Source organism: Streptomyces sp. NPDC001515 (assembly GCF_053597115.1).
Genome location: NZ_JBSFHN010000010.1, coordinates 166,131 through 191,955 on the forward strand (window position 1 = coordinate 166,131; position 25,825 = coordinate 191,955).

Genomic DNA, 25,825 nt, shown 5'->3' on the forward strand with positions numbered 1-25,825 from the left:
GCACGGGGAACTCTCCGGTCCGGCCGCGGGGGCGACCCGTTGATAGTGGCACGGCGGCCCGGGGACGTCACGCGGGTTTCCCCGCCGCCGGCGGCGTTTCCGCGCGCCAGTCGGGGTGCCCCGGCATCGGCGGTGTCGTCGCTCCGTACAGCCACCCCCGGAGGAACGCGGTCAGGTCGCGGCCGGCGACCCGGGAGGCGAGGGCGGTGAAGTCGGCCGTGGTCGCGTTGGCGTCGCGGTGGTGGCGCACCCAGAGCCGCTCCAGCAGGCCGAAGGCATCGGCGCCGATCTCCTGGCGGAGCGCGTAGAGGACGAGGGCGCTGCCGTCGTACACGACCGGCCGGAACAGGCTGATCTTGTGGCCGGGCGACGGCGGAGCGGGGCGCGCGGGCGGGCCTCCGGCCGCCCGCCAGTCGTCGGAGCGTGCGTAGGCGGCGCGCATCCGCTCCTCCAGCGCCGGGCCGCCGTGCTCCTCGGCGTAGCGCGCCTCGTACCAGCTGGCGTGCCCCTCGTTGAGCCAGAGATCGGACCAGGTCCGGGGCGAGACGCTGTCACCGAACCACTGGTGGGCCAGTTCGTGGACCATGACCGAGTCGACGTACCAGGCGGGGAAGGCGTCCGTGAACATCCGGCGCTCGAACAGGGAGAGGGTCTGGGTCTCCAGCTCGAAACCGGTCTCGGTGTCCGCGACGAGCACGCCGTAGTTCTCGAAGGGATAGCGGCCCACCTGGCGTTCCATCCACTCCAGCTGGCCGGGCGTCTTCCGCAGCCAGGGCTCCAGCTCCTCCCGGTCGGCGGCCGGAACGACGTCGCGCACGGGCAGCCGGTGCGGGCCGGTCCGTTCGACGACGGCGGAACGGCCGATGCTGACCTGGGCCAGTTCCGTGGCCATCGGGTGCGCCGTGCGGTAGGTCCAGGTGGTGCGGTCGCCGTGGCGGTCCCTGCCGGTCCGCACCCCGTTGGCCACCACGGTCAGGTCCTGGGGAGCGGTGACCCGGAAGGTGAAGTACGCCTTGTCGGCGGGGTGGTCGTTGCCCGGGAAGACCCGGTGGCCGGCGTCCGCCTGGTTGGCCATGGCGAGCCCGTCGGCGGTCCGCACCCAGCCGCCGGTGTCGCGTTCGCCCCCGGGGTCGCTGGTGTGCCGGACGGTGAGGCGTACGGGCACGCCCTCGGGGAGGCGCCCCAGCGGTTCCACGATCAGGTCCTCGCCGGAGACCCGGAAGTCGGCGCGCACTCCGTTGACGGCGACGGAGCGCACGGTGCCCCGGGTGAAATCGAGGTTGATCCGGTCCAGTGCCTCGGTCGTGCGCGCGTCGATCGTGGTGACGGCCTCCAGTGGCTTGTCGTTGTCGCCCCGGTAGTCGAGGGCGATGTCGTACGCGAGGACGTCGTATCCGGGGTTGCCGAGGTGCGGGAAGAGCGGGTCCCCGATGCCCAGGGGCACCGGGGCGGGCAGGGTGGCGGCGACAAGGGTGGGGACCGTTGCGGCGGCCAGCAGGGCGGCCCGCAGCGGGCGGGAGAGGAACGGCATGGACTACGGCTACCAGCGCCGCCCCTCACTACAGGGGCGGCGCGCGCCGCGCCACTCGAACGGGGTCCGACGCGGCGGACGGGGGAATCTCGTCACCCGCGATCAGCCCTGTGTCTCCTCAGGGCGTCCCCCGGCGGCCGCACCGGGTACGAGGAGCAGCTTGCCGGTCGTACGCCGAGCCTCCAGATCGCTGTGGGCCCCGGCGGCCTCGGACAGGGCGTAGCGGCCCGTCACGGTGACGTCGAGCGCCTTGGAGCGCACCCACTCGAACACATCGGCTGCCCGTCCGAGCAGTTCGGACCGATCGGCGATGAAGTCCCCGAGGCTGGGCCGGATCAGGGTCAGCGAACCGCCCTGGGCGAGCCGTATCGGGTCGAACGGAGGCACGGCACCACTCGCCGCGCCGAAGAGCACGAGGTGGCCGCGGGCTCGCAGGCTGGCGAGGCTCGCGTCGAAGGTGTGCGCGCCGACGCCGTCGAAGACGACCGGCAGCCCCTGACCACCGTTGAGCCGCCTCACCTCGGCGGCGAGATCACCGACCGCGGAGGAAAGGATCACCTCGGCCGCTCCGGCACGCCTCGCCGTCTCGGCCTTCGCCGTGGTCGACGTCGTGCCGATCACCCTGCCTCCGAGATGGGTGACGAGCTGGGTCAGAAGGAGCCCCATGCCGCTGGCAGCCGCATGCACGAGCACCGTGTCGCCCTCCTGGACCGGGTAGGCGTCCTTGACGAGATAGTGCGCGGTCATGCCTTGGAGGAGCACGGCGGCGGCGGTCTCGAAGTCGATGTCGTCGGGCAACGGCACCAGCCGGGAGGAGTCCACGACGGCCCGCTCGGCATACGTACCGGGGATCTCCACCCAACCGACCCGGTCCCCGACCGCGACGTCGGCGACACCGGGTCCGACCTCGACGGCCGTGCCGGCGCCCTCGGCGCCCGGGGTGAAGGGCAGCGGGAGGGGGTATCGGCCCTCGCGGTGGTAGACGTCGAGGAAGTTGACCCCGGATGCGGCGACCTCCACGACCGCTTCGCCCGGACCCGGCCGCGGTGGATCCACCTCGGCCTCCCGCAGCACCTCGGGACCGCCCACTTCGTCCACCTGAATCGCTCGCAGACCCCTCCGATATCGGCTCGTCCCCCACCAACCCCGTGGGTGGCGATCCGATTCCCGGCAAGCGGACACCGCCGCCGTTCAGTGCTGGGACGCCTGCTTCGCACCGGGTCCGGGACAGGAGACCGAGGCGTCCAAGGATCGACGGACGCGCCGCCCGCCGCGTCCCCGACCCTGAGGAGGCGATACGTCTAGAGCACGGGGGCGGAGTGCTGGACGCGGCTCACGTCGTACACGCCCGGCACCTCGCGCATGGCGCGGATCAGCGCGGGCAGTCCGGCGGCGTCGGGGAGGTGGAGCGTGTAGGTGTGGCGCACGCGCTGTTCGCTGGGGGGTTCCACGGTGGCGGAGACGACCGCCGCGTCGGCCCCGGCGATGGCCTCGGTGAGGTCCGCGAGCAGGCGGGGGCGGCCGAAGGACTCGGCGACCAGGGTCACCCGGCAGGCGGGGGCGTCGCCCCAGCTGACGGGGACCGCCACCCGGCCGACGGCGGCCATCCGGCCGACGGCCGGACACTTCAGCCGGTGCACGGTGACGGTGCCGCCGCGTACGGCGAATCCGGTGACGTCGTCGGGGGGCTCCGGGGTGCAGCACCCGGCCAGCCTGACCGGGGTGTCGGGTGCGTCGACCACGGCGCCGACGGTCCGGGCGGACGCATCGGGGGGCTGGGTGCGGGGCGGGCGGTCGGGCTGCGGTACGGGCCCGCGCGTGTCGGCCGGAACGGCGTCCTCGGTGTCCTGGGGGTGGGCGTCGAGCCAGCCGGAGATGGCGATGCGGGCGGCGGGGGTGCGGGCGTGGTCGAGCCAGGCGGGCGAGGGGCCGGAGGCGGCGTCCTCGGCCAGCAGGAGCTGCACGGTGTCGCCGTCGCCGAGGACCGTGCCGAGGGTGGCGAGCCGCCCGTTCACCCGGGCCCCGATACAGGCGTGCGCGGCGTCGCCGTACTGCGCGTAGGCGGCGTCCACGCAGCTGGCGCCCGCGGGCAGGCCGAGCGTGCCGCCGTCCGTGCGGAAGACGGTGATCTCGCGGTCCTCGGCCAGGTCCGCGCGCAGCGTGGTCCAGAACGTGTCGGGGTCGGGGGCGGACTGCTGCCACTGGAGGAGTCGGGAGAGCCAGCCGGGGCGGGTGGGGTCGGCCCGCTCCCCGTCCGCCGGTTCGGCGGTGGCGGTGGCGTCGGCGGCGTACGGATTGCCGAGCGCGATGACGCCGGCCTCCGCGACCCGGTGCATCCGGTGGGTGCGGATGAGGACCTCCGCGACCTCGCCCCGAGGGCCCACCACCGCGGTGTGCAGCGACTGGTAGAGGTTGAACTTGGGTGAGGCGATGAAGTCCTTGAACTCGGAGATCACCGGGGTGAAGCAGGTGTGCAGCTCACCGAGGACGGCGTAGCAGTCGGCGTCCTCGCCGACCAGGACCAGCAGCCGCCCGAAGTCGCTGCCGCGCAGTTCGCCGCGTTTCATCCGGACGCGGTGGACGGAGACGAAGTGGCGCGGCCGGACGACGACCTCGGCGGGGATGCCGGCCTCGCGGAGGACCGCGGCGACCCGGTCCGCGGTGGCGGTGAGCGGGTCGTCACCCGTGGCGGCGGCGGAGATCAGGGTCCGGGTGTGCGCGTACTCCTCGGGGTGGAGGATCGCGAAGACGAGGTCCTCCAGCTCGGTCTTGAGGGCCTGGACGCCGAGCCGCTCGGCGAGCGGGATCAGCACGTCGCGGGTGACCTTGGCGATCCGGGCCTGCTTCTCGGGGCGCATCACACCGAGGGTGCGCATGTTGTGCAGCCGGTCGGCGAGCTTGATCGACATCACCCGGACGTCGTCGCCGGTGGCCACGAGCATCTTGCGGAAGGTCTCGGGTTCGGCGGCGGCCCCGTAGTCGACCTTCTCCAGTTTGGTCACGCCGTCGACGAGGTAGCAGACCTCCTCGCCGAACTCCTCGCGCACCTGGTCGAGGGTGACCTCGGTGTCCTCGACCGTGTCGTGGAGGAGGGAGGCGGTGAGGGTGGTGGTCTCGGCGCCGAGCTGGGCGAGGATCAGGGTGACGGCGAGCGGGTGGGTGATGTAGGGCTCGCCGCTCTTGCGCATCTGCCCCCGGTGCGAACTCTCGGCGAGGACGTAGGCCCGGCGCAGCACCGAGAGATCGGCGTCGGGGTGGTGGGCCCGGTGGGCCTCGGCGACGTGTCCGATGGCATCGGGCAGCCGGTCCCGGGAGACCGGGCCGAGCAGCGCGACCCGGCCGAGCCGGCGCAGATCGATCCGGGGACGGCTCCGCCTGCGGGCGGGAGCACCTGGATTGGTGGCCTCTGCGCTCATGGGGCACCTCCGGCTGCGTCGACCGGCGGGTGGGAGGTGCGGTCGCGCCTCCGGGCCGGTGCTTGATGCTACCGAGCCCACCACGGGGCGGAGTGCCGCTCTCGCCCAGCGTGAAACGGATCACCCATTCGAGCGAAGTGCTATCCGTTCAGCGTTTCGAGCCACGCCGGGTCGATCGTTCCCTCGGCGACGATCTCGGCGGCGCCGGTCATCTCGATGCCGCCGTCGGGGTGCTCGGTGACGACCAGGGTGCCGCCGGGCAGATCGACGGTGTACGTCACAGGCGTGCCGGTCACCGCCGGGTCGGCCCCGTCGCGGCGGGCGGCGGCGACGGCGACCGCGCAGGCCCCGGTGCCGCAGGAGCGGGTCTCGCCGGAACCGCGCTCGTGGACGCGCATGGCCACGTGCCGGGGGCCCCGGTCGACGACGAACTCGACGTTGACGCCGTCGGGGTAGACCGAGGCGGGGGCGTAGAACGGCTCGGCGGTGAGCGCGCCGGCGTGCGCCAGGTCGTCGACGAAGGCGACCGCGTGGGGGTTGCCCATGTTCACGTTGCGGGCGTCCCAGCTGCGGCCGTCGACCGTGACGGTGACGCCGTCGGCCGGGAGGGCGGCGCCGCCCATGGCGACGGTCACGTCGCCGTTCTTGGCGAGGTGCACCTTCTTCACACCGCCCCGGGTGGCGACGGCGAGGTCGCCCTCCTCGACGGCGCCGGCCCGCTGGAGGTAGCGGGCGAAGACGCGCACGCCGTTGCCGCACATCTCGGCGACGGAGCCGTCCGCGTTGCGGTAGTCCATGAACCACTCGGCCTCGTCCGCCATGGACCGCGCCTCGGGGTGGGCGGCGCTCCGCACCACGTGGAGCAGTCCGTCACCGCCGATCCCGGCGCGGCGGTCGCACAGCCCGGCGACGACGGACGCGGGCAGGTCCAGGACGTTGTCCGGGTCCGGAACGATCACGAAGTCGTTCTCGGTGCCGTGGCCCTTGAGGAAGGCGATCTGCGAGGTGGTCACGGGACAACTGTACGAGGCGGCAGCGACCGCCGGGAAACGCGCGCCGGGTCCTCAGCCGCGCAGCCGGGCCACGCGCCAGACGGCCAGCGCGACCAGCGCGAGCGCCACGGCGGCGTACAGGGCCACCACGCGCCAGTCGGCGCGCTCCCCCGCGCCCCTGGACGGCAGTCCGGGCCAGGTGTAGCCCACGCGGCGGGCGGCCATCATGCCCCAGCCGGCCGCGCAGCCGCTGATCAGCAGACCCAGCATGGCGACCACCGGGCCGCCGTCGCCCACCTCGAAGGCGAGCGGGAAGGCGAACATGAGCGAGCCGAGGGCCGCGAGCATCACGATGGGCGCGAGCTGCCAGATGCGCAGCCGCCGGGCGGGCCGCAGCTCGACCTCGACCTCGGGAGCCACGGTCGGCTCGTCGGGCCCGTCGGGGCTCAGGCCGCGCGCGTCGTGCCGCGTCGGCGGTGCGTCTCGTTCCGTGTCGCGAGGGCCGGCCTCCATCGCCACGCGCCCTCCCAACTCGGACTCCACTGGTCGATCGATGCTCGATGATGGCACGCTCCGGGTCGCCGAACTGACGGGCAGGGCGTCCCGATGCCATCACGTGATCAGGCTGTAACCGCCCGTTCGACCAACGCCAGCGCCTGGCCCGGGAGTTCCCCCCGGTGCTCGACGGCGCCGTTCAGCCACTGGACGCGCGGGTCGCGGCGGAACCAGGAGTCCTGACGGCGCGCGAAGCGTTTGGTGGCGCGCACGGTCTCGGCGCGCGCCTCGTCCTCGGTGCACTCCCCCGCCAGCGCGGCGAGGACCTGCTGGTAGCCGAGGGCCCGGGAGGCCGTGCGGCCGCCTCGCAGCCCGCGCGCCTCCAGGGCGCGGACCTCGTCGACCAGGCCGGCCTCCCACATCCGGTCGACGCGCCGGGCGATGCGCTCGTCGAGTTCGGGGCGGGCGACGTCGACGCCGATCTGGACGGCGTCGTAGACCGCGTCGTCGCCGGGGAGGTGGGCGGTGAAGGGTTTGCCGGTGATCTCGATGACCTCGAGGGCGCGGACGATGCGCCGGCCGTTGCTGGGCAGGATGGCCCGGCCCGCCTCGGGGTCGGCGGCGGCCAGCCGTGCGTGCAGGGCGCCCGAGCCGCGCAGGGCGAGCTCCGCCTCCAGCGCGGCGCGGACGTCCGGGTCGGTGCCGGGGAACTCCAGGGCGTCGATCGCGCCCTTCACGTAGAGGCCGGAACCGCCGACCAGGACGGGCGTGCGGCCCTCGGCGAGCAACCGGTCGATCTCGGCGCGGGCCAGGCGCTGGTACTCGGCGACGCTGGCGGTCTCGGTGACGTCCCAGATGTCCAGCAGGTGGTGCGGGACGGATCCGCGTTCGGCCGGGGTGAGCTTGGCGGTGCCGATGTCCATGCCCCGGTAGAGCTGCATGGAGTCCGCGTTGACCACTTCGCCCCCGAGCCGCTGCGCGAGGAACACCCCCAGGTCGGACTTTCCGGCTGCGGTGGGACCGACGACGGCGATGACCCGCGGTGCGGGAGCTGGACTTGTCACCGGCACAGTCTCGCAAACCTCGGGACGGTTCCCGAACGGGCGATGCGGGAAGGGCGGCCGGACGCCGTATGACGAGCCGTCGGGTAAACTGACGACTACATATGGGTGGTTTCTCACGGTTCTGCCATCGGTTCCCCGTCGGCTTCCACCGTCCGTATCCGTCGGCGGCGGGAGTACGGCGAGGCGGGGCGGGTAGGCGGGGCCGGAGAGAGCACGCGCACGCAGCCCCCAGCAGAGAAGGTGCCCGATGGGCCTCATGGACAGTTTGAAGGCGAAGCTCGGCCCCGCCAAGGACAAGGTCAGCGACCTCGCGCGGCAGCACGGGGACAAGATCGACCAGGGGCTCGACAAGGCCGCGCGGACGGTCGACGAGAAGACCAAGGGCAAGTACAGCGACAAGATCGTGTCCGGTACGCAGAAGGCGAAGGACGCGAGGGAGAAGCTGTCCCAGAAGGACGGCGACGGCAAGCCACCGGCCCCCGGCAGTACGCCTCCCGCCTCCTGACCCCGGGTCCTGTGGACGATCACGGCCGCGGAGCCTCGCGCTCCGCGGCCGTCGCGCGTGCGGGCGGTCCCGCCCGTCAGGACCAGGCGGCGACCAGATAGCCCACACCGTAGGGCGCGTCGTCGTACAGCAGGCGCCCGCCCAGCCGGGCCCCCTGGGCCGCGCCGGCGAGCAGCTGCCAGGGCGCGCGGCCCGCGGCCTTCAGTTCGTACGCCAGGGACTCGTCCAGCGCGATCAGGGCCTCGGGATCGGCGGCGGCGAGGGCCCGGGCGGCCGAGGCGTCGAATCCGGCCGCACGTTCGTCGAGGTAGCCGGGGGCCTTCAAGGTGCGGCAGGCGCTGCCGTCGCCCATGACCAGCAGGGCGACCCGGTCGGCGCGGGCGGCCAGCGCGCGCCCCTCCGCCACGCAGCGGGCGGTCTCCAACGGCTCGCCCACCCCGAGCGCCTCCACGGGGGAGGCGGCCCATCCGGCGTCCGCCAGCAGCCAGGCCCCGACGGCGAGGGACGGGGGAAGCGGGCGCTCGGCCGCCGCCGCGAGGTCGCGTCCGAGCCGTACGCCGAGATCGACGCCGAACTCGCGGAAGTCGCCCGTGGCGCCCTCGGGGTGCGGGCCGCGTCCCGCGAGGCCGGCCGGGCCGACCACCACGAGGAGGTCGGGGCGGGAGGCGGCCAGGACACCCAGGGCGTCGGTGCACGCGGCCCTCAGGGAGTCGAGTTCGGGCGCGGCACCGGCGGCGACGTCGGGGACGAGCAGCGGCGGACAGGGGCAGACAGCGGCGGCGACAAGCATGGGGGGCAGCGTACTGGCCCCCTGTCACCGGCCGCGTACCCCCCGCGTGCGCCGGAGTGCGGACCCGCCCGCGCCGGGCGTGCGGGTCCGCACTCCTTAGGGGGCCGGTTCGGATCCGTACCCCTGAGGGGCCGATTCGCGTCCGTGCCCCCGAGGAGGCCCGTCGGTGCGGTCAGTCGCAGCCGCAGCCGGGAGCCGAGGCGGCGGGCAGCGGCTCGGGCGCGCCGATCTTCGGCAGGCCCAGCATGACGCCGGCGGGCTTGGCGGCCTCGGCGGCGTTGCGCCGGGCCCAGGCGTCGCCGGAGCGGGTGCGGCGCACGGCGAGGGGGGCGCCCTCGGCGAGCAGGTGGTGCGGGGCGGCGTAGCTGATCTCGACGGTCACCACGTCGCCCGGGCGCACGTCCTCGTCCGGCTTGGTGAAGTGCACGAGGCGGTTGTCGGGGGCGCGCCCGGACAGCCGGTGGGTGGCGCCGTCCTTGCGGCCCTCGCCCTCGGCGACCATGACCTCCAGGGTGCGGCCGACCTGCTTCTTGTTCTCCTCCCAGGAGATCTCCTCCTGGAGGGCGGACAGGCGCATGTAGCGCTCCTGGACGACCTCCTTGGGGACCTGGCCCTCCATGTCGGCGGCCGGGGTCCCGGGGCGCTTGGAGTACTGGAAGGTGAAGGCGTTGGCGAACCGCGCCTCGCGGACCGCGTGCATGGTCTGCTCGAAGTCCTCCTCGGTCTCCCCGGGGAAGCCGACGATGATGTCGGTGGAGATCGCGGCGTCGGGCATCGCGGCCCGCACCTTGTCGATGATCCCGAGGAAGCGTTCCTGCCGGTAGGAGCGGCGCATGGCCTTCAGGACCCGGTCGGAGCCGGACTGCATGGGCATGTGAAGCTGCGGCATCACGTTCGGCGTCTCGGCCATGGCGGCGATCACGTCGTCGGTGAAGTCGCGCGGGTGCGGCGAGGTGAAGCGGACCCGCTCCAGGCCCTCGATCCGCCCGCAGGCGCGCAGCAGCTTGGAGAACGCCTCGCGGTCGCCGATGTCGGAGCCGTAGGCGTTGACGTTCTGGCCGAGCAGGGTGATCTCGGAGACGCCCTCGGCGACCAGGGCCTCGATCTCGGCGAGGATGTCGCCGGTCCTGCGGTCCTTCTCCTTGCCGCGCAGCGCCGGGACGATGCAGAAGGTGCAGGTGTTGTTGCAGCCGACGGAGATCGAGACCCAGGCGGCGTACGCCGACTCGCGGCGGGTGGGCAGCGTGGAGGGGAACGCCTCCAGGGATTCGGCGATCTCGATCTGGGCCTCCTCCTGGACGCGGGCGCGCTCCAGCAGGACGGGCAGCTTGCCGATGTTGTGCGTACCGAAGACGACGTCGACCCAGGGGGCCCGCTCGACGATGGTGTCGCGGTCCTTCTGGGCGAGGCAGCCGCCGACGGCGATCTGCATGCCGGGGCGCTTCGTCTTCATCGGGGCGAGGCGGCCGAGGTTGCCGTAGAGCTTGTTGTCGGCGTTCTCACGGACGGCGCACGTGTTGAAGACGACGACGTCGGCGTCGCCGTCGGAGCCCTCGGGCGCCCGTACGTACCCGGCGTCCTCCAGCAGACCCGAAAGCCGCTCGGAGTCGTGGACGTTCATCTGGCACCCGTAGGTGCGCACCTCATAGCTTTTTCTGACGTCCACTGCTTCGCTCCGGTTGCCGCTGCTCATGCGACAAGGGTAGGCGCTGCGCGGACCCCTCCCGTCGCGGCGGGGGCAGGGCGTCGGGATGTGACGAACCGCCCCTGGTCAGGGTCGGGACGGACCTGGCAGGATCGCCGCCATGCTCCCGGCGCTCTCCCGAACGGTCCGGCGGCGCTCGCTGCGGGCGGGCGCCGTCCTCGCCGTCGTGCTCGGACTGCTGCTGTGGTGGCTGCTGCCCCTGGGGGAACCGGAGCCGACGGGCTCGCTGACCTTCAGCACCGGGGTGCGCAGCGGCGTCTACCAGCGCTACGGCGAGCGGCTCAGGGGCGCCCTGGACAGGGATCTGCCGAAGGTCTCCATACACCTGCAGACCAGCGAGGGTTCGCAGCAGAACATCGCCCGGGTGGCGACGGGCCGGGCCGACTTCACCATCGCGACCACCGACGCGGTCGCCACGTACCTCCGGGACCGCAAGCCCGGTTTCGAGCGGCTGCGGGGCTGTGTGCGGCTGTACGACGACTACATCCAGCTCGTCGTGAAGCGCGGCTCCGACATCGGCAAGGTCGCCGATCTGCGGGGCAAGACCGTCGCGGTCGGGCAGCCGGGCTCGGGGGTGCGGCTGGTCGCGGACCGGATCATGACGGCGGCCGGTCTGGACCCGGTCGGGGACGTGACGGCGGTGCCGGCCGGGATCGACACCATGCCGAAGCTGCTGGAGGAGGGCCGGCTGGACGCCTTCTTCTGGTCCGGCGGGCTGCCGACCAGCGCGGTGGCGGATCTCGCGGCCCGCTATCCGATCCGGCTGGTGCCCCTGGAGGAGTCGCTCGTCAAGCGGCTCCAGGCGGCCGGCGGCTCGACGCGCTACTACCGCTCCGCCGTGATGCCCGCCGACGCCTACCGCGACGCCCAGCAGGGTCAGGCCGTTCCCACCGTGGCCGTGGCCAATGTGCTGGTGACCACGGACCGCACGGACCCGGTGATGACGGAGGCGTTCACCCGTACGGTGATCGACAGCCGGGACCGGATCGGGCGCGAGGTGCACGCGGCGCAGCTGGTGGACCTGCGCACGGCGATCTACACCGATCCGCTGCCGCTGCACGAGGGGGCCAAGCGGTACTACCGCTCGGTCAAGCCCTGACGGGGACGGGGGCCCTCAGCCCCGGGGGTCGTCCCGGGGCACCGAAACGGTCACGCACAGCCCGTGCGGGGTGTTGCGGGAGCAGGTCAGCGTGCCGCCGCCCGCGGCGAGGAGCGCCTTGGAGATGGAGAGGCCGAGGCCGGAGCCGCTGATGTTCTGGTGCTGGGAGCTGCGCCAGAAGCGGTCGCCGATGCGTTCCATCTCCTGGTCGGTGAGGCCGGGGCCGCGGTCCGCGACGACGACGGTGGCCTGGGTGGCGCCCGGGGCGACGGAGATCCGGACCTCCTCGTCCTCGGGGGTGAACTTGAGCGCGTTGTCGATGACGGCGTCGAGCGCGCTGGACAGGGCGATGGGGTCGGCCCAGGCGGTGACGGCGGGCAGGTCCTCCGCCCGGAGCCGTACGCCCTTCTCCTCGGCCACCGGCCGCCACGAGGCGACGCGCTCCGCGGTCAGCGCCCCGATGTCGGTGAGCCGCAGATCGGCGTCGGCGTGCTCGGCGAGCGCCAGATCGAGCAGATCGTCGAGGACCTGGCCGAGGCGCTTGCCCTCGGTGCGCACGGAGGCGATCTCCTCGTTGCCCTCGGGCAGTTCGAGGGCGAGGAGCTCGATGCGCAGGAGCAGCGCGGCCAGCGGGTTGCGCAACTGGTGCGAGGCGTCGGCGACGAAGGCGCGCTGCTGTTCCAGCACGTCCTCCACGTTGTCGGCCATCTCGTTGAACGAACGGGCCAGGCGCCGCAGTTCCGGCGGCCCGCCGGAGGCCGCGACCCGGGAGCGCATCCGCCCGCTGGCGATGTCGTGCGCGGCGGCGTCCAGGGTCCGTACGGGCAGCAGGACCCAGCCGGTGAGCCGGTTCGCCGCGCCGAGCGCGACCAGCATCGCGACCACCTCGCCCGCGGCGATCAGCAGCCAGCCGCGGAGCGTGCCGGAGCGCTGGCCGCCGGTGGGCGAGTCGATGACGACGACGGCGATCACGTCGCCGTCCCGGACGACCGGGGAGGCGACGACGACGCGTCCGTCCTGCCAGGGCCAGACCTGCGGCGGGTCGTGGCTGCGCCGGCCGAGCAGCGCCTCCTTGAACGCCTCCCGGCCCTCGCCCTCGGCGGGCAGCACCCAGGCGGCGGGGGCCTTGGCCATCGCGCTGTCGTCGCGGTAGAAGACACCGGCCCGGATCCCGTAGACCCCGGCGTAGGTCTCCAGTTCGGTCTGGAGCGTGCGGCGGCGCTCGTCGTAGCCGTTGGTGCGCTCGGTGATGAACTGGGCGAGGGCCGCGAAGCGGGCCGTGTCGTCGATGCGGTCGATGACGACGCGCTGCTGCTGGGCCGCCGCGACGCTGACCGCCAGGGGGAAGCCGAGGGCCAGCAGGACGCTCGCCATGAGGACGATGAGCAGCGGAAGCAGCCGGGTGCGCAACGGGAACGGTCGCCTCTACGCGGACGGGGCGACGAGCCGGTAACCGACGCCGCGCACCGTCTCGATCAGGGCCGGCAGCCGGAGCTTGGAGCGCAGCGAGGCCACGTGCACCTCCAGCGTGCGCCCCGTACCCTCCCAACTGGTGCGCCACACCTCGCTGATGATCTGCTCACGGCGGAACACCACTCCGGGGCGCTGGGCGAGGAGCGCCAGCAGATCGAACTCCTTGCGGGTGAGCTGCACTTCGCTGCCGTCCACACTGACCCGGCGGGTCGGCAGCTCGATGTGCACATGGCCCAGGCGCAGCGCGGCGAGCGGGGTGGGCGCGGTGTCCTCGCCGGCCGTCTTGCGACGGCTGACCGCGTGGATGCGCGCGAGGAGTTCTCCGGTGTCGTACGGCTTGGTGACGTAGTCGTCGGCGCCGAGGTTGAGGCCGTGGATCCGGGAGCGGACGTCGGCCCGCGCGGTCACCATGATCACGGGCACGGAGCTGCGCTTGCGGATCTTCCCGCACACCTCGTAGCCGTCCTGGTCGGGCAGGCCGAGGTCCAGGAGGACGACGCCGAAGGGCTCGGTGTCGGCGGGCAGGAGCGCCTGGAGGGCCTCCTCGCCGCTGCGGGCGTGCACGACCCGGAAGCCGTGCCGGGCGAGGATCGCGGACAGGGCGGCGGCCACGTGGTTGTCGTCCTCGACAAGCAGCAGTCTCATGGGCCCCCTCTCTCCTCGGGTGTGGTCTCGGTGTGCGGTCGCGTACGCCCCTGGTCACTTCCCCGTACCGGGGCGTTTCACGTCAGGGTGTACCAGGGCATCCACGCCGATGACCGGTGGACCAGTCAAGGGCCTGCCCGTTGCATCCGGGTTTCCGTTATGCACCCGGTACGCCCCGGGGGTTCCGGGGGTCGTCCCGTTCACGCATAGTGTCCGGTTGCCGCCGGATCGTTATGCTCAATTTCCGCTCAGATGTAATGACGCTGGTCGCACTGCGTCACTAAGGTCCTTGCCAACCGAGGAGGACGGAGCAAGAAGCCGATGAGCGGAGTTTCAGTGACCAAGGGCGTCGAGGACGCTGCACCCGCGGCCGGCGACCTGGTGGTGCTGAGCAACGTCAACAAGCACTTCGGCGCGCTGCATGTGCTCCAGGACATCGACCTGACGATCGCCCGCGGCGAGGTCGTGGTCGTCATCGGGCCGTCCGGGTCCGGGAAGTCCACGCTGTGCCGCACGATCAACCGCTTGGAGACGATCGACTCGGGCGCGATCACGATCGACGGGAAGCCGTTGCCCCAGGAGGGCAAGGAGCTGGCGCGGCTGCGCGCCGACGTCGGCATGGTCTTCCAGTCGTTCAATCTGTTCGCGCACAAGACGGTGCTGGAGAACGTGACGCTCGGCCAGCTCAAGGTCCGCAAGGCGGACAAGAAGGCGGCCGAGGAGAAGGCACGCGCGCTGCTCGACCGGGTGGGCGTCGGCGCCCAGGCCGACAAGTACCCCTCCCAGCTCTCCGGCGGCCAGCAGCAGCGCGTGGCGATCGCACGGGCGTTGGCGATGGACCCCAAGGTCATGCTCTTCGACGAGCCGACCTCCGCGCTCGACCCGGAGATGATCAACGAGGTGCTGGAGGTCATGCAGCAGCTCGCCCGTGAGGGCATGACCATGGTCGTGGTCACGCACGAGATGGGCTTCGCCCGGTCCGCCGCGAACCGTGTGGTCTTCATGGCGGACGGGAAGATCGTCGAAGAGGCCACGCCGGACCAGTTCTTCAGCAATCCGCGCAGTGACCGCGCCAAGGACTTCCTGTCGAAGATCCTGCACCACTGACGAGGCTTCGGCACCGGTCCCACGGACCGGCTGATCACTCACATCGCGTCAACCCTAGGGAATTTCACCATGCAGCTTCGTAAGGTCACCGCCGCCTCGGCCGCCGTGCTCGCGCTCGCCCTGACCGCCTCCGCCTGCGGTTCCGACGACAAGAAGGACGACTCGTCCGGTTCGGGCGGCGGCGGGAAGATCACGATCGGCATCAAGATCGACCAGCCCGGCATCGGCCTGAAGACGCCGGACGGCAAGTACACCGGTTTCGACGTCGACGTCGCCACCTATGTCGCCAAGGAGCTCGGCTACCCCGCCGACAAGATCGAGTTCAAGGAGACGAAGAGCGCCGACCGCGAGACGGCGATCTCGCGGGGTGACGTCAAGTTCATCGTCGCCTCCTACTCGATCAACGACGAGCGTCTGCAGAAGGTCGACTTCGCGGGCCCGTACCTCCTCGCCCACCAGGACATCCTGGTCCGCGCGGACGAGAACTCGATCAAGTCGCCCGAGGACCTGAACAACAAGAAGCTCTGCTCGGTCACCGGCTCCACCTCGGCGAAGAACGTCAAGGAGAAGCTGGCCCCGAAGGCGCAGCTCCAGGAGTTCGGCGGCTACTCGGAGTGCCTGACCGGCCTGGAGAACAAGGTCGTCGACGCCCTGACCACGGACGACAGCATCCTGGCCGGTTACGCCTCGCAGGACGCCAACAAGGGCAAGTTCAAGCTGGCCGGCTTCAAGATGACCAACGAGAACTACGGCATCGGTCTGAAGAAGGGCGACGCCGACCTCAAGAAGAAGATCAACGACGCGCTGACCAAGATGGTCTCGGACGGCTCGTGGAAGAAGGCCGTGGACGCCAACTTCGGTCCGGCCGGCTACAAGAACGAGGAAGCGCCGAAGATCGGCAACGTCGTCAAGTGAAGCAGGGCTGACCGGGCGCGCCGCCGCTGACGGCGGCGCGCCGTGCCCTCCTACACGTGGAAGCACGGGAGATCGTGTTCGACTTTCTTGAAGGTTATGACCTGTTGGGGGCCTTCTGGGTGACGGTGAAGCTCACCGTCTACTCCGCCCTCGGCTCCCTCATATGGGGAACGCTGCTGGCCGGCATGAAGGTCAGCCCGGTCCCCCTGATGCGCGGCTTCGCCACCGGCTACGTCAACGTCGTCCGGAACACCCCGCTGACCGTGATCATCATCTTCGCGTCGCTGGGCCTGAACCAGACGCTGGGTGTGAACCTCGGGGCCAGTGACTTCACCGCCATCAACTTCCGGCTCGCGGTGCTCGCCCTGGCGGCCTACACGGCCTCCTTCGTCTGCGAGGCCCTGCGGTCCGGCATCAACACGGTGCCGGTCGGCCAGGCCGAGGCGGCGCGGGCCCTCGGCCTGACGTTCACCCAGGTGCTACGGCTGATCATCCTTCCGCAGGCGTTCCGTTCCGTCGTCAATCCGCTCTCGAACGTGCTGATCGCGCTGACGAAGAACACCACGGTCGCCTCGGCGATCGGTGTGGCGGAGGCCTCGTACTTGATGAAGGGCATGATCGAGGCGGAGGCCCAACTGCTGCTGATCGCAGCCGTCTTCGCCTTCGGCTTCATCGTTCTGACCCTCCCGACCGGCCTCCTCCTCGGCTGGGTGAGCAAGAAGGTGGCGGTGAAGCGATGAGTTCCGTCCTCTACGACGCCCAGGGCCCCCGCGCCAAGCGGCGGAACATCCTCTACACGGTCCTCTTCCTGGTCGCCGCCGCGGCGGTGGTGTGGTGGGTGTACGACGGCCTCGACTCGAAGCACCAGCTCGACTGGGTCAAGTGGAAGCCGTTCTTCACCAGTCCCCAGCCCTGGGAGACGTACATCTGGCCCGGCCTGCAGAACACGCTGAAGGCCGCGTTCTACGCACTGCTCATCGCGCTGCCGCTGGGCGCCCTGTTCGGAATCGGCCGGCTGTCGGACCACCGGTGGGTACGGATCCCGGCCGGGGTGGTCGTGGAGTTCTTCCGCGCGATCCCGGTGCTGATCCTGATGATCATCGCGAACGCGGTGTACTCCGAGTACACGGACATCAGCACGGACACCCGTCCGCTGTACGCCGTCATCACGGGTCTGGTGCTCTACAACGCCTCGGTGCTCGCCGAGATCGTGCGGACCGGCATCGAGACCCTGCCGCGCGGCCAGACGGACGCGGCCAAGGCGATCGGCATGCGCAAGGGCCAGATCATGGTCTTCGTGCTGCTGCCGCAGGCGGTCACCGCCATGCTGCCCGCGATCGTCAGCCAGCTCGTCGTCATCGTGAAGGACACCGCCCTGGGTGGCGCCATGATGACGTTCCCCGAGCTGCTGGCCTCCGTCCGGCCGATGTCGGCGAACTACGGCGCGAACACCATCGCCTGCTTCACCGTCATCGCCCTGATCTACATCGCCCTGAACTTCTCCCTCACCTCGTTCGCGAGCTGGCTGGAGCGCCGGCTCCGGCAGCGGAAGAAGAGCGGGGGCAAGGGGGGCGCACCGACGACGGCCGGTGAGCCGGTGCTGCTCATGGACTCGAACGAGAACTGACGCCGCGTCGACGGACGTCGCACGAGGGGCAGGGGCACGCACGCCCCTGCCCCTCGCCGCGTCCGGGTGTCACTTGACGCACGCACCGGCAGTAGGTTGCATACGTTCTGTGACCGCGCACCGAGCTCCCGCCGCCGCATCCCCGTCGACACCGCCCCCCGCCCGGGGGGCCGTCACGGCCCCTTCGCTCCGTACGTGCGCCACCCCGCGTCCGACCACGGGTGCCCCGGAGGCCGCGCCATGGACCCGGTGATCGTCGTCGGTGCCGGGCCGGTCGGCCTGGTGCTGTCGCTGGCGCTCGCGGCCCAGGGGGTGCCCTCGGTGCTCCTCGACGAGGATCCGGAACGTGAGGAGATCCGTCCGGCCCGCACCGTCGTCCTGCGCGAGGACACCGCCGACCTGGTGGAACGGCTCGGCTGCAAGTCGCTCCAGGACGAGGGGCTGCGCTGGTCGGGCTGGCGGTCGCTGCGACGCGGACAGGTGATGCGCCATCTGGCCCTGGGCACGGGCTCCCCGGACGGCGGGATGCCGGTCGCCCCGGTCCATGTGCCGCAGCACGCGCTCGTCCGCGGACTGCGCGACGCGGTCGCCGCGCACGAACTGGTGCGGACCGCGGGACCCAGCCGGATCGACACGCTGGAGCAGGACCCCGCCGGTGTCACGGTGCACACCCGGGAGCCGGGTTCGACCTGGTGGCGCGGGAGTTATGTGGTCGGCTGCGACGGCGCCAGGTCCACCGTGCGCAAGCTCCTGGAGATCCGGTTCCCCGGGCGCACGGCGGTCGAGCGGCAGGCCGTGGCCGCGCTGCGCACCGAGCTGCCGTGGCCCGGCGAGGCCGTCCTGCACCGCTCGCCGCCCTGGCGCACCGGTGGTGCCGAGGTCACCGCGCGGCCGCTGCCCGACGGGGTCTGGCGGCTGGACTGGCTGCTTCCGCCGCGCGGCGAACTGGTCACCCCGGACGCCCTGGTCACCCGGGTCAGGGACACCCTGGCCGGCTGGTGCGGCGAGACGCCCCCGTACGAACTGCTGGACACCGGGGTCCACACGCTGCACCACCGGCTCGCTCTGCGCTGGCGGGTGAAGCGGGCCTTCCTGGCCGGGGACGCGGCGCATCTGCTGGGGGCGCTGGGCACCCAGGGGCTGGACGAGGGGGTGCGCGACGCGGAGAACCTGGCGTGGAAGCTCGCCGTGGCCTGGCACCAGGGCGCCTCGGACGCGCTGCTCGACAGCTACCAGTCCGAACGGCGGGCCGCGGTCGCCGCACGGCTGCGCGCCGCCGACCAGTCGCTGCCGATACTGCGGGGCGGCGGCGGGCTGCGGACGCTCGTCCCGGGGAGCGCACGGGGGCACGACACCCTGCTCACCGACGGACATCTGGGCTGTGGCCCCCTGGGTGCGCCCCCTTCCTACTCCCATTCCCCCCTTGCGCCCCCGCGCGCCGAGGCGCACGTCGCCGTCGGTACGCCCCCCGGTGCGCCGGTGACCGATGTACGGGTCACGGCACCGGACGGCACGCGCGTACGGCTCCGGGAACGGCTGGGGCAGGGGAGGTTCCTGGTGGTGCTGGTGGCTCCGGGGACCGGGGTGTGGGACCGGCGGCACTGGATGCGGGCCGGGGTGATGCCGCGTCTCGTCGAGACGGTGGACGGGCTTCCGGTGCCCGCCGAGGTCCTGGTCGCCGAGGAGTACCCCGCCGCCTCCGCGCACACCGTGCTGCTGGTCAGACCGGACGGCCATCTCGTCGCGGCGTTCGGCGGAGTCCGGCCGGCAGAGCTCCTCGCCGCGGTGGACGCGGCGCGCGGCGGACCGCTCACGCCCTCCGTACGCTCCGACCGGACCGCAGACGTCAATTGACCCCCGCGGGCGCACATGGTCTACTCCCGGTCATGACCGACACCGATGTGCGCCTGTGGCGGAGGGTCCATATGGACCTGCTCCGTTACGCGGGCTGCGTGTGTCGCCCGTCCCGCTGATTCGCCCCTCCCCCGCTCCGCCGTGCCGCCGCGCCATGACGCACACACGCCGGGGCCCCAGCGAACTCCCAGGACGGTTCCCATGTCTGCTCCCCTCCCCCCTGCCACCGTGCGTCCGCCGGTCACCGGCCCGGACGCCGCGCAATTGCTCGACTTCGTCCGCCGCACCGCCGCGGACACCGCGCTCGTCGCCTCGCTCCCCCTCGATCCGGAGGGTCGCACCTGGATCCGGCTGGACGGGCCCGGGGGCAGCGAGGCATGGCTGATCGGCTGGCCGCCCGGGACCGGGACGGGCTGGCACGACCACGCCGACTCCCGGGGCGCCTTCCTCACCGCCGCCGGCACCCTGCGGGAGCACTCCCTCGCGGCCCGGCTGCCCACCGACGGCTGGAAGACCCTGGAACTGTCCGAGGGCATCGACCGCACCCGTGAACTGACGGCCGGCCAGGGCCGGGCCTTCGGCCGCCACCATGTGCACGAGGTGCTGAACGAGTCGGCCACGGAGCACGCCGTCTCCGTCCACGCGTACTATCCGCCGCTGCCGAGGATCCGGCGCTACAGCCGCACCGGCGCGGTGCTCCGCCTCGAACAGACCGAGATCCCCGAGGACTGGCAGTGAGCGCCGCGCGGCACGGGAGGGGAGACGGCCCGGTGGGCATCGACGCCCTGCTGGAGCGGGTGCGGGCCGGGTACGAACGGATCGGCCCGCACGAGGCCAAGGCCGCCGCCGACCGGGGCGCCCTTCTCGTGGACATCCGGTACGCGGCGCTGCGCGAGCGGGACGGGCTGATCCCGGGCGCGCTGGTCGTCGAGCGGAACGAACTGGAGTGGCGGCTCGACCCCGACGGAAGCCATCGCGCGCCCGAGGCCGTGGACCACGGGATCCGGGTCGTGGTGATCTGCGACGAGGGCTACGCGTCGAGCCTCGCCGCCGAATCGCTGCACCGGCTCGGGCTGCACCGGGCCACGGATCTGATCGGCGGCTTCCAGGCATGGCGCGCGGCGGGGCTCCCGGTCGAGGAATGACCGGGAGCCCCGCCGGGGGCGCGGTGTTCAGCGGCTGGCGACGGCGTCCACCGCCAGGCCCTTCAGCGCCATCCGGCCGGGCAGCGCGGTGGCGATCAGGGCCAGCAGGGCGGCGGCGCCGACCACGGTCGCGTAGACGACCGGGACCACGGAGGGGGCCGCCGCGCCCGTCATGCCGACGCTGAAGGCGGTGAGGACCGCGAGCGCGATGGCGGAGCCGAGAACCGTGGCGAGGGCCAGGACCGACAGCGCCTCGGTGCGCAGCATCCGCAGCACCTGGCGGCGGGTCGCCCCGGCCAGCCGGAGGAGGGCGAACTCCCGGAACCGCTCGGAGACCGACATGGCCAGCGTGTTGACGACGGCGATGGCGGTGAACGCCAGGACGAGCCCCATGGCCAGCAGGTTGATCTCGGCGTTCTCCTGCTGCCGGTCGGCCTGGAGGCGGTCGGCGGCCTCGGGGGTGACGACGGCGACCCCGGGGAAGTTCTTCAGCGCGGCCGTCAGGTCGGCCCGGCCGGCGTTCCCGGCGACCAGGACGGTCGCGGCCAGCGGGTTGTCCATGTGCGCGGCGAGCAGGTCGTGCGGGAGGGTGAGGTCGCCGAAGCCGAGGCCACGCCGGTAGACGGCGGCGACCGTGAGGGTGGCCGGGGTGCCGTCGCCCAGGTGGAGCGCGAGATCGCTGCCGGGGCGCAGGCCGAGGCGGTCGGCGGCCAGTTCGCTGACGGCGACGGACCGGGGATTGCCGCTGAAGGCGGCGACGGATCCGCCTGTGACCTCGGGGTCCCAGGTGCGGGAGAGTCCTTCGGGGGTGACGCCCTGGGCCTGGTACTTCTCCAGTCCGACGCGGAGGGTGGTGCGGACGATCTCGGTCGCGGCGGTGACGCCGGGCGTGGTCCGCACGGCCTCGGCGGCGGCCGGCGGGACGCCGGGGCCCTGCGCGCCGAGCACCCAGGTGGCGCGGGTGCCCTCCCGGGCCTGGGCCAGGGCGGCGTCGCCCAGCGTGGGCTGGACGAACAGGACGGTGCAGGTCATGCCGATGAGGAGGGTGAGCGGGGTGACGACGGAGGCCATCCGGGCGGAGTTCCCGCGGATGTTCGCGGCCGCCAGCGCCCCGGTGTGGCCGGTCGCCCGCAGCAGCCCGCCCAGCAGGAAGGCGGCGGCCCGGACGAGGAGCGGGCCGAGCAGGGACACGGCCGTGGCCAGGACCACGACGGCGAGGAAGGTGACGGGGGTCGACGCGGCCTCGGTGCGCAGGATGCTCAGGACGCCGACGAGGGTCCCGCCGCCGGCGAGCAGGAGCAGCCCGGCGACGGTCCGGCCCCGGGCGGGGCGGCGGCGTTCGACGGCGGACTCGGCCATGGCCTGGGCCGGCCGGAGGCGGGCGATGCGGCGGCCGGAGATCCGGGCGGCGGCCCAGGCGCCGAAGAGGGTGACGGCCACGGCCGCGAGGGCGGGCAGGACTCCGGCCGACCGCTCAAGGGTCCGGGGCACGACGCCGCCGTCGACGAACCGTCCGTGCAGCCACCCCGCGAGCGGCAGCCCGGCGAGTGCGCCCAGCACCCCGGCGACCGCTCCGACGACGAGTGCCTCGCGGCCCAGCAGGCCGCGGATCTGGCGCGAGGTGGCGGCGATGGAGCGGAGCAGGGCCAGCTCGCGGTGGCGCTGCTGGACGGAGAGGGCGAAGGTTCCGACGACCACGAGCACCGCGACCAGGAGCGAGGTGCCGCCCATCGCCCCACCCATGGAGACCAGCTTGATCCGGGCACCGGCGGCGTCCAGGAACTCGACCGGGCCCCGGTCGTCACCCGTGGACACCTGGGCGGTGGTGCCCTTCAGGGCGTCCGTGACCCGTCGCTTCAACTCGGCGGTGTCCGTGCCCGCCGTGGGGAGAACGCCGAGGGCGGAGACCTGGCCGGGACGGGCGGCGAGGCGCCGGGCCTCGGCCGCGGAGAAGAACAGGGAGGTCTGCCGGCTCAGCTCGGCACCGCCCGTGGGGGCGGCGATTCCGCTGACGCGGTAGGTACGCGGGGACTGCGTGGACTGCACGGTGATCCGGTCCCCGGTCGTGAGTCCGGCCCGCTCGGCGAGGTCCCGGTCGATCACGACGTCACCGGCTCCCGCCGGGGCACGGCCGGAGGTCAGGGCGAACGGGGTGAGCCGGGCGGATTCCCAGGCGTGGCCGTACGTCGAGCGGTCGCCGTCCTTCGCCCCCTCGGGCAGCCCCAGCGGCTCGGCCAGGAAGGTCAGTTCGGGAACGACCGAACGCACCCCTTCCAGGTCCCGGATCCGGGACGCGGTGGCGGCCGGCAGCCAGGCCCGTTCCGCGACCGGCTTGGCCTTGTGCTTGACCTTCGTCTTCCCGTTGCCCTTGTGCTTCACGGTGGTGCGGTGCACGTTCTGGTCGGCGGAGACGATCAGCGGGGTCGCCGCGTAGCGTTCGGTGGCGATGCGGCCGCGCAGGCCGGTCTCCAGAAGGGTGCCGCAGGCGGTGACGAGGGCGGCGGCGCACATCAGGGCCAGCAGTGCGCCGAGGAAGCCCCCTTTACGGTGGCGGATCGTCCGCAGGGCGTAGCGCAGCATCATGATGCGTCCGTCTCTCTTCCGTCGTTGTCGTCCGTGCCGGCCTCTCGGGCGTCCGGTAACGCCTGGGGCCGGGGTGCGGGTGCGTGGTGGGGCGTATCGGCTCGGTGGGGCGTGGGTGCCTGGTAGGGCGCAGGTGCCTGGTGGGGCGTGGGTGTCTGGTGGGGCGCGGCTTCGCCGGTCGGTGGTGCGGTTCCGGCGGGCGGCGGGTCGTCGGCCGGCGGTGGGCCGGCGGGGGGCTCCGGGAAGGCGAGCAGTCGGGTGTGGACGGTGCGGGCGCCCGGCGGGGTCTCGTCCTCGGGCCGCTTGTAGCGGTTCATCAGGGCGATGTACTCCTCGAAGAACTCCCGGACCTCGGGGAGCGTGAGCCGCAAGGCCCCGCGCGAATACGCGTGGGCATCGGCCCAGTCGTCGCCGCCGACGCCGTCCGCCGCAACGCCGCTCTCCCGCTGAAGCCTCTCGAAGAGTTCGAGGTCGGCGGCGTACGCGTGGTGGTTCAGCTCCTCCATGACGGCACGCATCCCCGGGGTGCGCCGGGACGGGGGCGGGAACCGGAGGTCGCCGGGAACCGCCCGCCACCACCGCGCCCGGCGCGCGGCCGGTCCGGTCGCCTCCGGCCGGGGCGCCTCGGCGCCGGTCACGAAGCCGTACCGCGCCAGTTCGCGCAGGTGGTAGCTGGTGGCACCGGTGTTGAGGCCCAGGGCGCGGGCCAGGATCGCGGAGGTCGCGGGGCCGTGCAGGGTGAGGTGCTGGAGGATCTGCTGGCGTCGCGGCTGGGCGAGGGCCTTCAGGGCCGCCAGCTCACTGATCTCGGTACCACCGGGCTTCTCTGGCATGCCCCACACACTGCCCTGTGCACAGATGTCTGTGCACTGGAGTGCTCCGCCGTCTGCGTACGGGGGTTATCCCCCGTATCCCGGCCTCCGCGCCGCACCGCCAAGGCCCCCGGGGCGCCGGTCCGTCCGACCCGGGAGCCGGGCGTCCGGGGGTCGCCCTCTCTCCGGCTCTCCGGCTCTCCGGCTCTCCGGCTCTCCGGCTCTCCGGCTCTCCGGCCACGATCCCCGGAACGCGTCGTGACACACCCGTATGGCCTCGCTCCGGTGGAACCGGCGGCGGACCGGACGGACATTCGCCTCAACGCCGGGGACCGCACGGGGCCGGGGGCGCGACGCGCCGCCGGCCGTACCCGGCCGATTCCCACCGGACCGCGACGACGGGGAGCCCGCACCCATGCCGACCACCGCCCTCACCCCTGAGGACCTCGATGCCCAGGCCGCCCGTCTCCATGACACGGAGGCCTGGCAACAGCTCGTCACCGGTGCCATCGGTGGGGACGGGGTTTCCTTTCCCTCCCCCTCCCGCCCCGCCCCCGCCGGCTCGGGCCCTCTGGCCCCCGAGCTCCCGCACCCCGGATCGGCGCGACCTGGCCCCTCACACTCCGGCCCCCGGTACCCCGAACCCCCGCGCCCCGATGCCCTGTGCCCGCCCCCGCAGCCCGTCGCTCCTCAGGACGCAGCAGGGCAACCGGGCTCATCGGAGAACTGGCGCTCCCTGTTGTCCGTGCCTGTGGAACAGCTCGTCGCCGAGGCCGAACGCGCCCTTCCCCCCGCCGCTCCCCCCGCACGCCCCCTGCCCGGACGGCTCGGCGCGATGCTGCCGGATCGGCTGCACAGCTGGCGGCGGATCGGGCAGCCGGACGTACCCCCGTCCGTCCACCTCGCGCACGCCCGGCGCATCCTCACCGAATGGGGCTGGCAGAACACCCCCTACCGGCTCCGCAATGCCCGGGGCGCCCGTTGCATCTGCGGGGCCATGCTCACCGCGCACCGTCTCGGCCACGGATCGGCGCACACCGTCGACCGGGCCGGGGCCTGGATGATCGCCGAACTCCGCTCCCAGGGCTGGACCGGGCTCATCGGCCCGTGGAACCGTCACCCCGACCGCACGGCCGCCGACGCGCTCGCCCTGATCGACGCCACCATCGCCCGCGCGGCCCGCGCGGGACAGTAGCCCCCGAGAGACCAGCGGACGGGCCGACGCCCCGACGCCCCGGCGTCCCCAGCGCCGGACACCACCGCACCCCATCCCCCGCGCCCTGTACCCCCGTACGCATCCCCTCACTCTCCCCCGCCGGTCAGAACGGCTCGTCCAGCCCCTCGGTGTCCTCGCCCTCTTCCTCCAGCGCTCTGCGCACCACGCGCAGGGCCATGCCCTCCCCGTACCCCTTGCGGGCGAGCATGCCCGCGAGGCGGCGCAGTCGTCTGTCCCGGTCCAGCCCCCGTGTGGACCGGAGCTTGCGCGCGACCAGCTCCCGGGCCGTCTCCTCCTCCTGCTCGGAATCGAGCCGTCCCACGGCCTCGTCGATCAGGGTCGCGTCCACCCCCTTGGTCCGCAGCTCCCGGACCAGCGCCCGGCGCGCCAGACCCCGACCGTGGTGCCGGGACTCCACCCAGGCCCCGGCGAACGCGGCGTCGTTGATCAGCCCCACGTCCTCGAAGCGCGACAGCACCTCCTCGGCCGCCTCGTCCGGGATCTCCCGTTTGCGCAGCGCGTCCGCGAGCTGTTTGCGGGTCCTCGGCGTCCCGGTGAGCAGGCGCAGGCAGATCGCTCGCGCCTGCTCGACCGGATCGCGCGGCTCCCCCCGCTCGGCCCTCGACGAGGAGGGGGAGCCGCTGTCCCTGGACCGGGAGCGGGCACGGCGCCCCGCCCCCTCGCCGAACCCGGCCCCCTGGCCCGCCCCCGTGTCGTGGCGGGCCCGGGGACGCTGCTCTCGGGCGGAACCGGGCTCGCCGTCGGACCCGTAAGGAGGTCCGTCGGCGAACGCGGGACCGTTGCCCCGGCCGGGGTCGGCGCTCTCCGGCCACTCCGTGCGACGCGTCACC

The 25,825-nt window shown here is 72.9% G+C and carries 24 protein-coding genes; 11 read left to right on the forward strand and 13 right to left on the reverse strand.

From position 1 onward, the window contains the following. Positions 1–67: 67 nt before the first annotated feature. The 6 genes from ACWCXC_RS13650 to miaA form a co-directional block, all read right to left on the reverse strand. The gene (locus tag ACWCXC_RS13650; protein WP_450888758.1) at positions 68–1,531 is read right to left on the reverse strand and encodes a M1 family metallopeptidase; all 1,464 of its coding nucleotides are present in this window, start codon (positions 1,529–1,531) and stop codon (positions 68–70) included. 102 nt (positions 1,532–1,633) lie between these two features. Next, entirely contained in the window at positions 1,634–2,620 is a 987-nt protein-coding gene (locus ACWCXC_RS13655) for a quinone oxidoreductase family protein (RefSeq protein ID WP_450888760.1), read from the reverse strand. A 212-nt stretch (positions 2,621–2,832) separates the two neighbouring features. Further along, a complete protein-coding gene (locus tag ACWCXC_RS13660) occupies positions 2,833–4,947 on the reverse strand; it encodes a RelA/SpoT family protein (protein ID WP_450681926.1) in 2,115 nt (704 codons plus the stop codon). Between the two features lie 140 nt (positions 4,948–5,087). Beyond that, a complete protein-coding gene (gene dapF, locus ACWCXC_RS13665) occupies positions 5,088–5,960 on the reverse strand; it encodes a diaminopimelate epimerase (protein WP_450681925.1) in 873 nt (290 codons plus the stop codon). Positions 5,961–6,011: 51 nt separating this feature from the next. After that, positions 6,012–6,452: a hypothetical protein gene (locus ACWCXC_RS13670; RefSeq protein WP_450681986.1), complete on the reverse strand. Its 441-nt coding sequence runs from the start codon at positions 6,450–6,452 to the stop codon at positions 6,012–6,014. Between the two features lie 107 nt (positions 6,453–6,559). Continuing rightward, positions 6,560–7,498, reverse strand: coding sequence for a tRNA (adenosine(37)-N6)-dimethylallyltransferase MiaA (miaA, locus tag ACWCXC_RS13675; protein ID WP_450681924.1), 939 nt, complete (start codon positions 7,496–7,498; stop codon positions 6,560–6,562). Between the two features lie 247 nt (positions 7,499–7,745). On the opposite strand from miaA, the gene ACWCXC_RS13680 reads away from it, so the two are divergent. Beyond that, entirely contained in the window at positions 7,746–8,003 is a 258-nt protein-coding gene (locus tag ACWCXC_RS13680; protein WP_450681923.1) for an antitoxin, read from the forward strand. A 76-nt stretch (positions 8,004–8,079) separates the two neighbouring features. On the opposite strand, the gene ACWCXC_RS13685 is transcribed toward ACWCXC_RS13680, so the two are convergent. Continuing rightward, positions 8,080–8,793, reverse strand: a complete 714-nt coding sequence (locus ACWCXC_RS13685; RefSeq protein WP_450681922.1) for a class III extradiol dioxygenase subunit B-like domain-containing protein — start codon at positions 8,791–8,793, stop codon at positions 8,080–8,082. A 172-nt stretch (positions 8,794–8,965) separates the two neighbouring features. Next, entirely contained in the window at positions 8,966–10,486 is a 1,521-nt protein-coding gene (gene miaB, locus ACWCXC_RS13690; RefSeq protein ID WP_450681921.1) for a tRNA (N6-isopentenyl adenosine(37)-C2)-methylthiotransferase MiaB, read from the reverse strand. A 112-nt stretch (positions 10,487–10,598) separates the two neighbouring features. Between miaB and ACWCXC_RS13695 the strand changes: the two genes are divergently transcribed. Continuing rightward, positions 10,599–11,597 carry a TAXI family TRAP transporter solute-binding subunit gene (locus ACWCXC_RS13695; protein WP_450681920.1) on the forward strand — a complete coding sequence of 333 codons (999 nt, stop codon included), beginning with the start codon at positions 10,599–10,601 and terminating at the stop codon, positions 11,595–11,597. A 15-nt stretch (positions 11,598–11,612) separates the two neighbouring features. Here ACWCXC_RS13695 and ACWCXC_RS13700 read toward each other — a convergent pair whose 3' ends face one another. Both ACWCXC_RS13700 and ACWCXC_RS13705 read right to left on the reverse strand, forming a co-directional pair. Continuing rightward, complete coding sequence (locus ACWCXC_RS13700; RefSeq protein WP_450681919.1) at positions 11,613–13,007, reverse strand: ATP-binding protein; 1,395 nt, start codon at positions 13,005–13,007, stop codon at positions 11,613–11,615. Positions 13,008–13,022: 15 nt separating this feature from the next. After that, positions 13,023–13,715: a response regulator transcription factor gene (locus tag ACWCXC_RS13705; protein WP_450681918.1), complete on the reverse strand. Its 693-nt coding sequence runs from the start codon at positions 13,713–13,715 to the stop codon at positions 13,023–13,025. Positions 13,716–14,036: 321 nt separating this feature from the next. Here ACWCXC_RS13705 and ACWCXC_RS13710 point away from each other — a divergent pair, with 321 nt between their 5' ends. The 8 genes from ACWCXC_RS13710 (at position 14,037) to ACWCXC_RS13745 (ending at position 20,363) form a co-directional block, all read left to right on the forward strand. Beyond that, positions 14,037–14,822 (forward strand): amino acid ABC transporter ATP-binding protein, encoded by a 786-nt coding sequence (locus tag ACWCXC_RS13710; protein ID WP_383646561.1) that lies wholly within the window; start codon positions 14,037–14,039, stop codon positions 14,820–14,822. Between the two features lie 69 nt (positions 14,823–14,891). Continuing rightward, a complete protein-coding gene (locus ACWCXC_RS13715) occupies positions 14,892–15,737 on the forward strand; it encodes a glutamate ABC transporter substrate-binding protein (protein ID WP_450888766.1) in 846 nt (281 codons plus the stop codon). A gap of 74 nt (positions 15,738–15,811) precedes the next feature. After that, complete coding sequence (locus ACWCXC_RS13720; protein ID WP_450888768.1) at positions 15,812–16,477, forward strand: amino acid ABC transporter permease; 666 nt, start codon at positions 15,812–15,814, stop codon at positions 16,475–16,477. After that, positions 16,474–17,364 carry an amino acid ABC transporter permease gene (locus ACWCXC_RS13725; RefSeq protein WP_450888770.1) on the forward strand — a complete coding sequence of 297 codons (891 nt, stop codon included), beginning with the start codon at positions 16,474–16,476 and terminating at the stop codon, positions 17,362–17,364. Before ACWCXC_RS13720 ends, ACWCXC_RS13725 begins: the two co-directional genes overlap by 4 nt. Before the next feature lie 240 nt (positions 17,365–17,604). Then, positions 17,605–19,218: an FAD-dependent monooxygenase gene (locus ACWCXC_RS13730; RefSeq protein WP_450888772.1), complete on the forward strand. Its 1,614-nt coding sequence runs from the start codon at positions 17,605–17,607 to the stop codon at positions 19,216–19,218. A gap of 71 nt (positions 19,219–19,289) precedes the next feature. Next, positions 19,290–19,337: a hypothetical protein gene (locus ACWCXC_RS13735; protein WP_385340336.1), complete on the forward strand. Its 48-nt coding sequence runs from the start codon at positions 19,290–19,292 to the stop codon at positions 19,335–19,337. 82 nt (positions 19,338–19,419) lie between these two features. Beyond that, positions 19,420–19,956 carry a cysteine dioxygenase gene (locus ACWCXC_RS13740; RefSeq protein WP_450888774.1) on the forward strand — a complete coding sequence of 179 codons (537 nt, stop codon included), beginning with the start codon at positions 19,420–19,422 and terminating at the stop codon, positions 19,954–19,956. Next, entirely contained in the window at positions 19,953–20,363 is a 411-nt protein-coding gene (locus ACWCXC_RS13745; protein WP_450681913.1) for a rhodanese-like domain-containing protein, read from the forward strand. Before ACWCXC_RS13740 ends, ACWCXC_RS13745 begins: the two co-directional genes overlap by 4 nt. Before the next feature lie 27 nt (positions 20,364–20,390). On the opposite strand, the gene ACWCXC_RS13750 is transcribed toward ACWCXC_RS13745, so the two are convergent. Both ACWCXC_RS13750 and ACWCXC_RS13755 read right to left on the reverse strand, forming a co-directional pair. Continuing rightward, positions 20,391–22,946, reverse strand: a complete 2,556-nt coding sequence (locus ACWCXC_RS13750) for an FtsX-like permease family protein (protein WP_450888776.1) — start codon at positions 22,944–22,946, stop codon at positions 20,391–20,393. Next, positions 22,943–23,779, reverse strand: coding sequence for a helix-turn-helix domain-containing protein (locus ACWCXC_RS13755; protein WP_450681911.1), 837 nt, complete (start codon positions 23,777–23,779; stop codon positions 22,943–22,945). The genes ACWCXC_RS13750 and ACWCXC_RS13755 overlap by 4 nt, the downstream gene beginning before the upstream one ends. 394 nt (positions 23,780–24,173) lie before the next feature. Here ACWCXC_RS13755 and ACWCXC_RS13760 point away from each other — a divergent pair, with 394 nt between their 5' ends. Beyond that, a complete protein-coding gene (locus ACWCXC_RS13760; RefSeq protein ID WP_450888778.1) occupies positions 24,174–24,953 on the forward strand; it encodes a DUF6197 family protein in 780 nt (259 codons plus the stop codon). A 124-nt stretch (positions 24,954–25,077) separates the two neighbouring features. On the opposite strand, the gene recX is transcribed toward ACWCXC_RS13760, so the two are convergent. Continuing rightward, positions 25,078–25,824: a recombination regulator RecX gene (gene recX, locus ACWCXC_RS13765; protein WP_450888780.1), complete on the reverse strand. Its 747-nt coding sequence runs from the start codon at positions 25,822–25,824 to the stop codon at positions 25,078–25,080. Between the last annotated feature and the right edge of the window lies 1 nt (position 25,825).

Excerpts from the sequence above, each read along its gene's own strand:
- ACWCXC_RS13650 (WP_450888758.1), bottom strand. The coding sequence starts at position 1,531 with ATGCCGTTCCTCTCCCGCCCGCTGCGGGCCGCCCTGCTGGCCGCCGCA.
- miaB (WP_450681921.1), bottom strand. The coding sequence starts at position 10,486 with ATGAGCAGCGGCAACCGGAGCGAAGCAGTGGACGTCAGAAAAAGCTAT.
- ACWCXC_RS13695 (WP_450681920.1), top strand. The coding sequence starts at position 10,599 with ATGCTCCCGGCGCTCTCCCGAACGGTCCGGCGGCGCTCGCTGCGGGCG.
- ACWCXC_RS13730 (WP_450888772.1), top strand. The coding sequence starts at position 17,605 with ATGGACCCGGTGATCGTCGTCGGTGCCGGGCCGGTCGGCCTGGTGCTG.
- ACWCXC_RS13710 (WP_383646561.1), top strand. The coding sequence starts at position 14,037 with ATGAGCGGAGTTTCAGTGACCAAGGGCGTCGAGGACGCTGCACCCGCG.
- ACWCXC_RS13760 (WP_450888778.1), top strand. The coding sequence starts at position 24,174 with ATGCCGACCACCGCCCTCACCCCTGAGGACCTCGATGCCCAGGCCGCC.
- ACWCXC_RS13680 (WP_450681923.1), top strand. The coding sequence starts at position 7,746 with ATGGGCCTCATGGACAGTTTGAAGGCGAAGCTCGGCCCCGCCAAGGAC.
- ACWCXC_RS13740 (WP_450888774.1), top strand. The coding sequence starts at position 19,420 with ATGTCTGCTCCCCTCCCCCCTGCCACCGTGCGTCCGCCGGTCACCGGC.
- ACWCXC_RS13685 (WP_450681922.1), bottom strand. The coding sequence starts at position 8,793 with ATGCTTGTCGCCGCCGCTGTCTGCCCCTGTCCGCCGCTGCTCGTCCCC.
- ACWCXC_RS13725 (WP_450888770.1), top strand. The coding sequence starts at position 16,474 with ATGAGTTCCGTCCTCTACGACGCCCAGGGCCCCCGCGCCAAGCGGCGG.
- ACWCXC_RS13705 (WP_450681918.1), bottom strand. The coding sequence starts at position 13,715 with ATGAGACTGCTGCTTGTCGAGGACGACAACCACGTGGCCGCCGCCCTG.
- ACWCXC_RS13750 (WP_450888776.1), bottom strand. The coding sequence starts at position 22,946 with ATGATGCTGCGCTACGCCCTGCGGACGATCCGCCACCGTAAAGGGGGC.
- ACWCXC_RS13660 (WP_450681926.1), bottom strand. The coding sequence starts at position 4,947 with ATGAGCGCAGAGGCCACCAATCCAGGTGCTCCCGCCCGCAGGCGGAGC.
- ACWCXC_RS13670 (WP_450681986.1), bottom strand. The coding sequence starts at position 6,452 with ATGGAGGCCGGCCCTCGCGACACGGAACGAGACGCACCGCCGACGCGG.
- ACWCXC_RS13755 (WP_450681911.1), bottom strand. The coding sequence starts at position 23,779 with ATGCCAGAGAAGCCCGGTGGTACCGAGATCAGTGAGCTGGCGGCCCTG.
- ACWCXC_RS13715 (WP_450888766.1), top strand. The coding sequence starts at position 14,892 with ATGCAGCTTCGTAAGGTCACCGCCGCCTCGGCCGCCGTGCTCGCGCTC.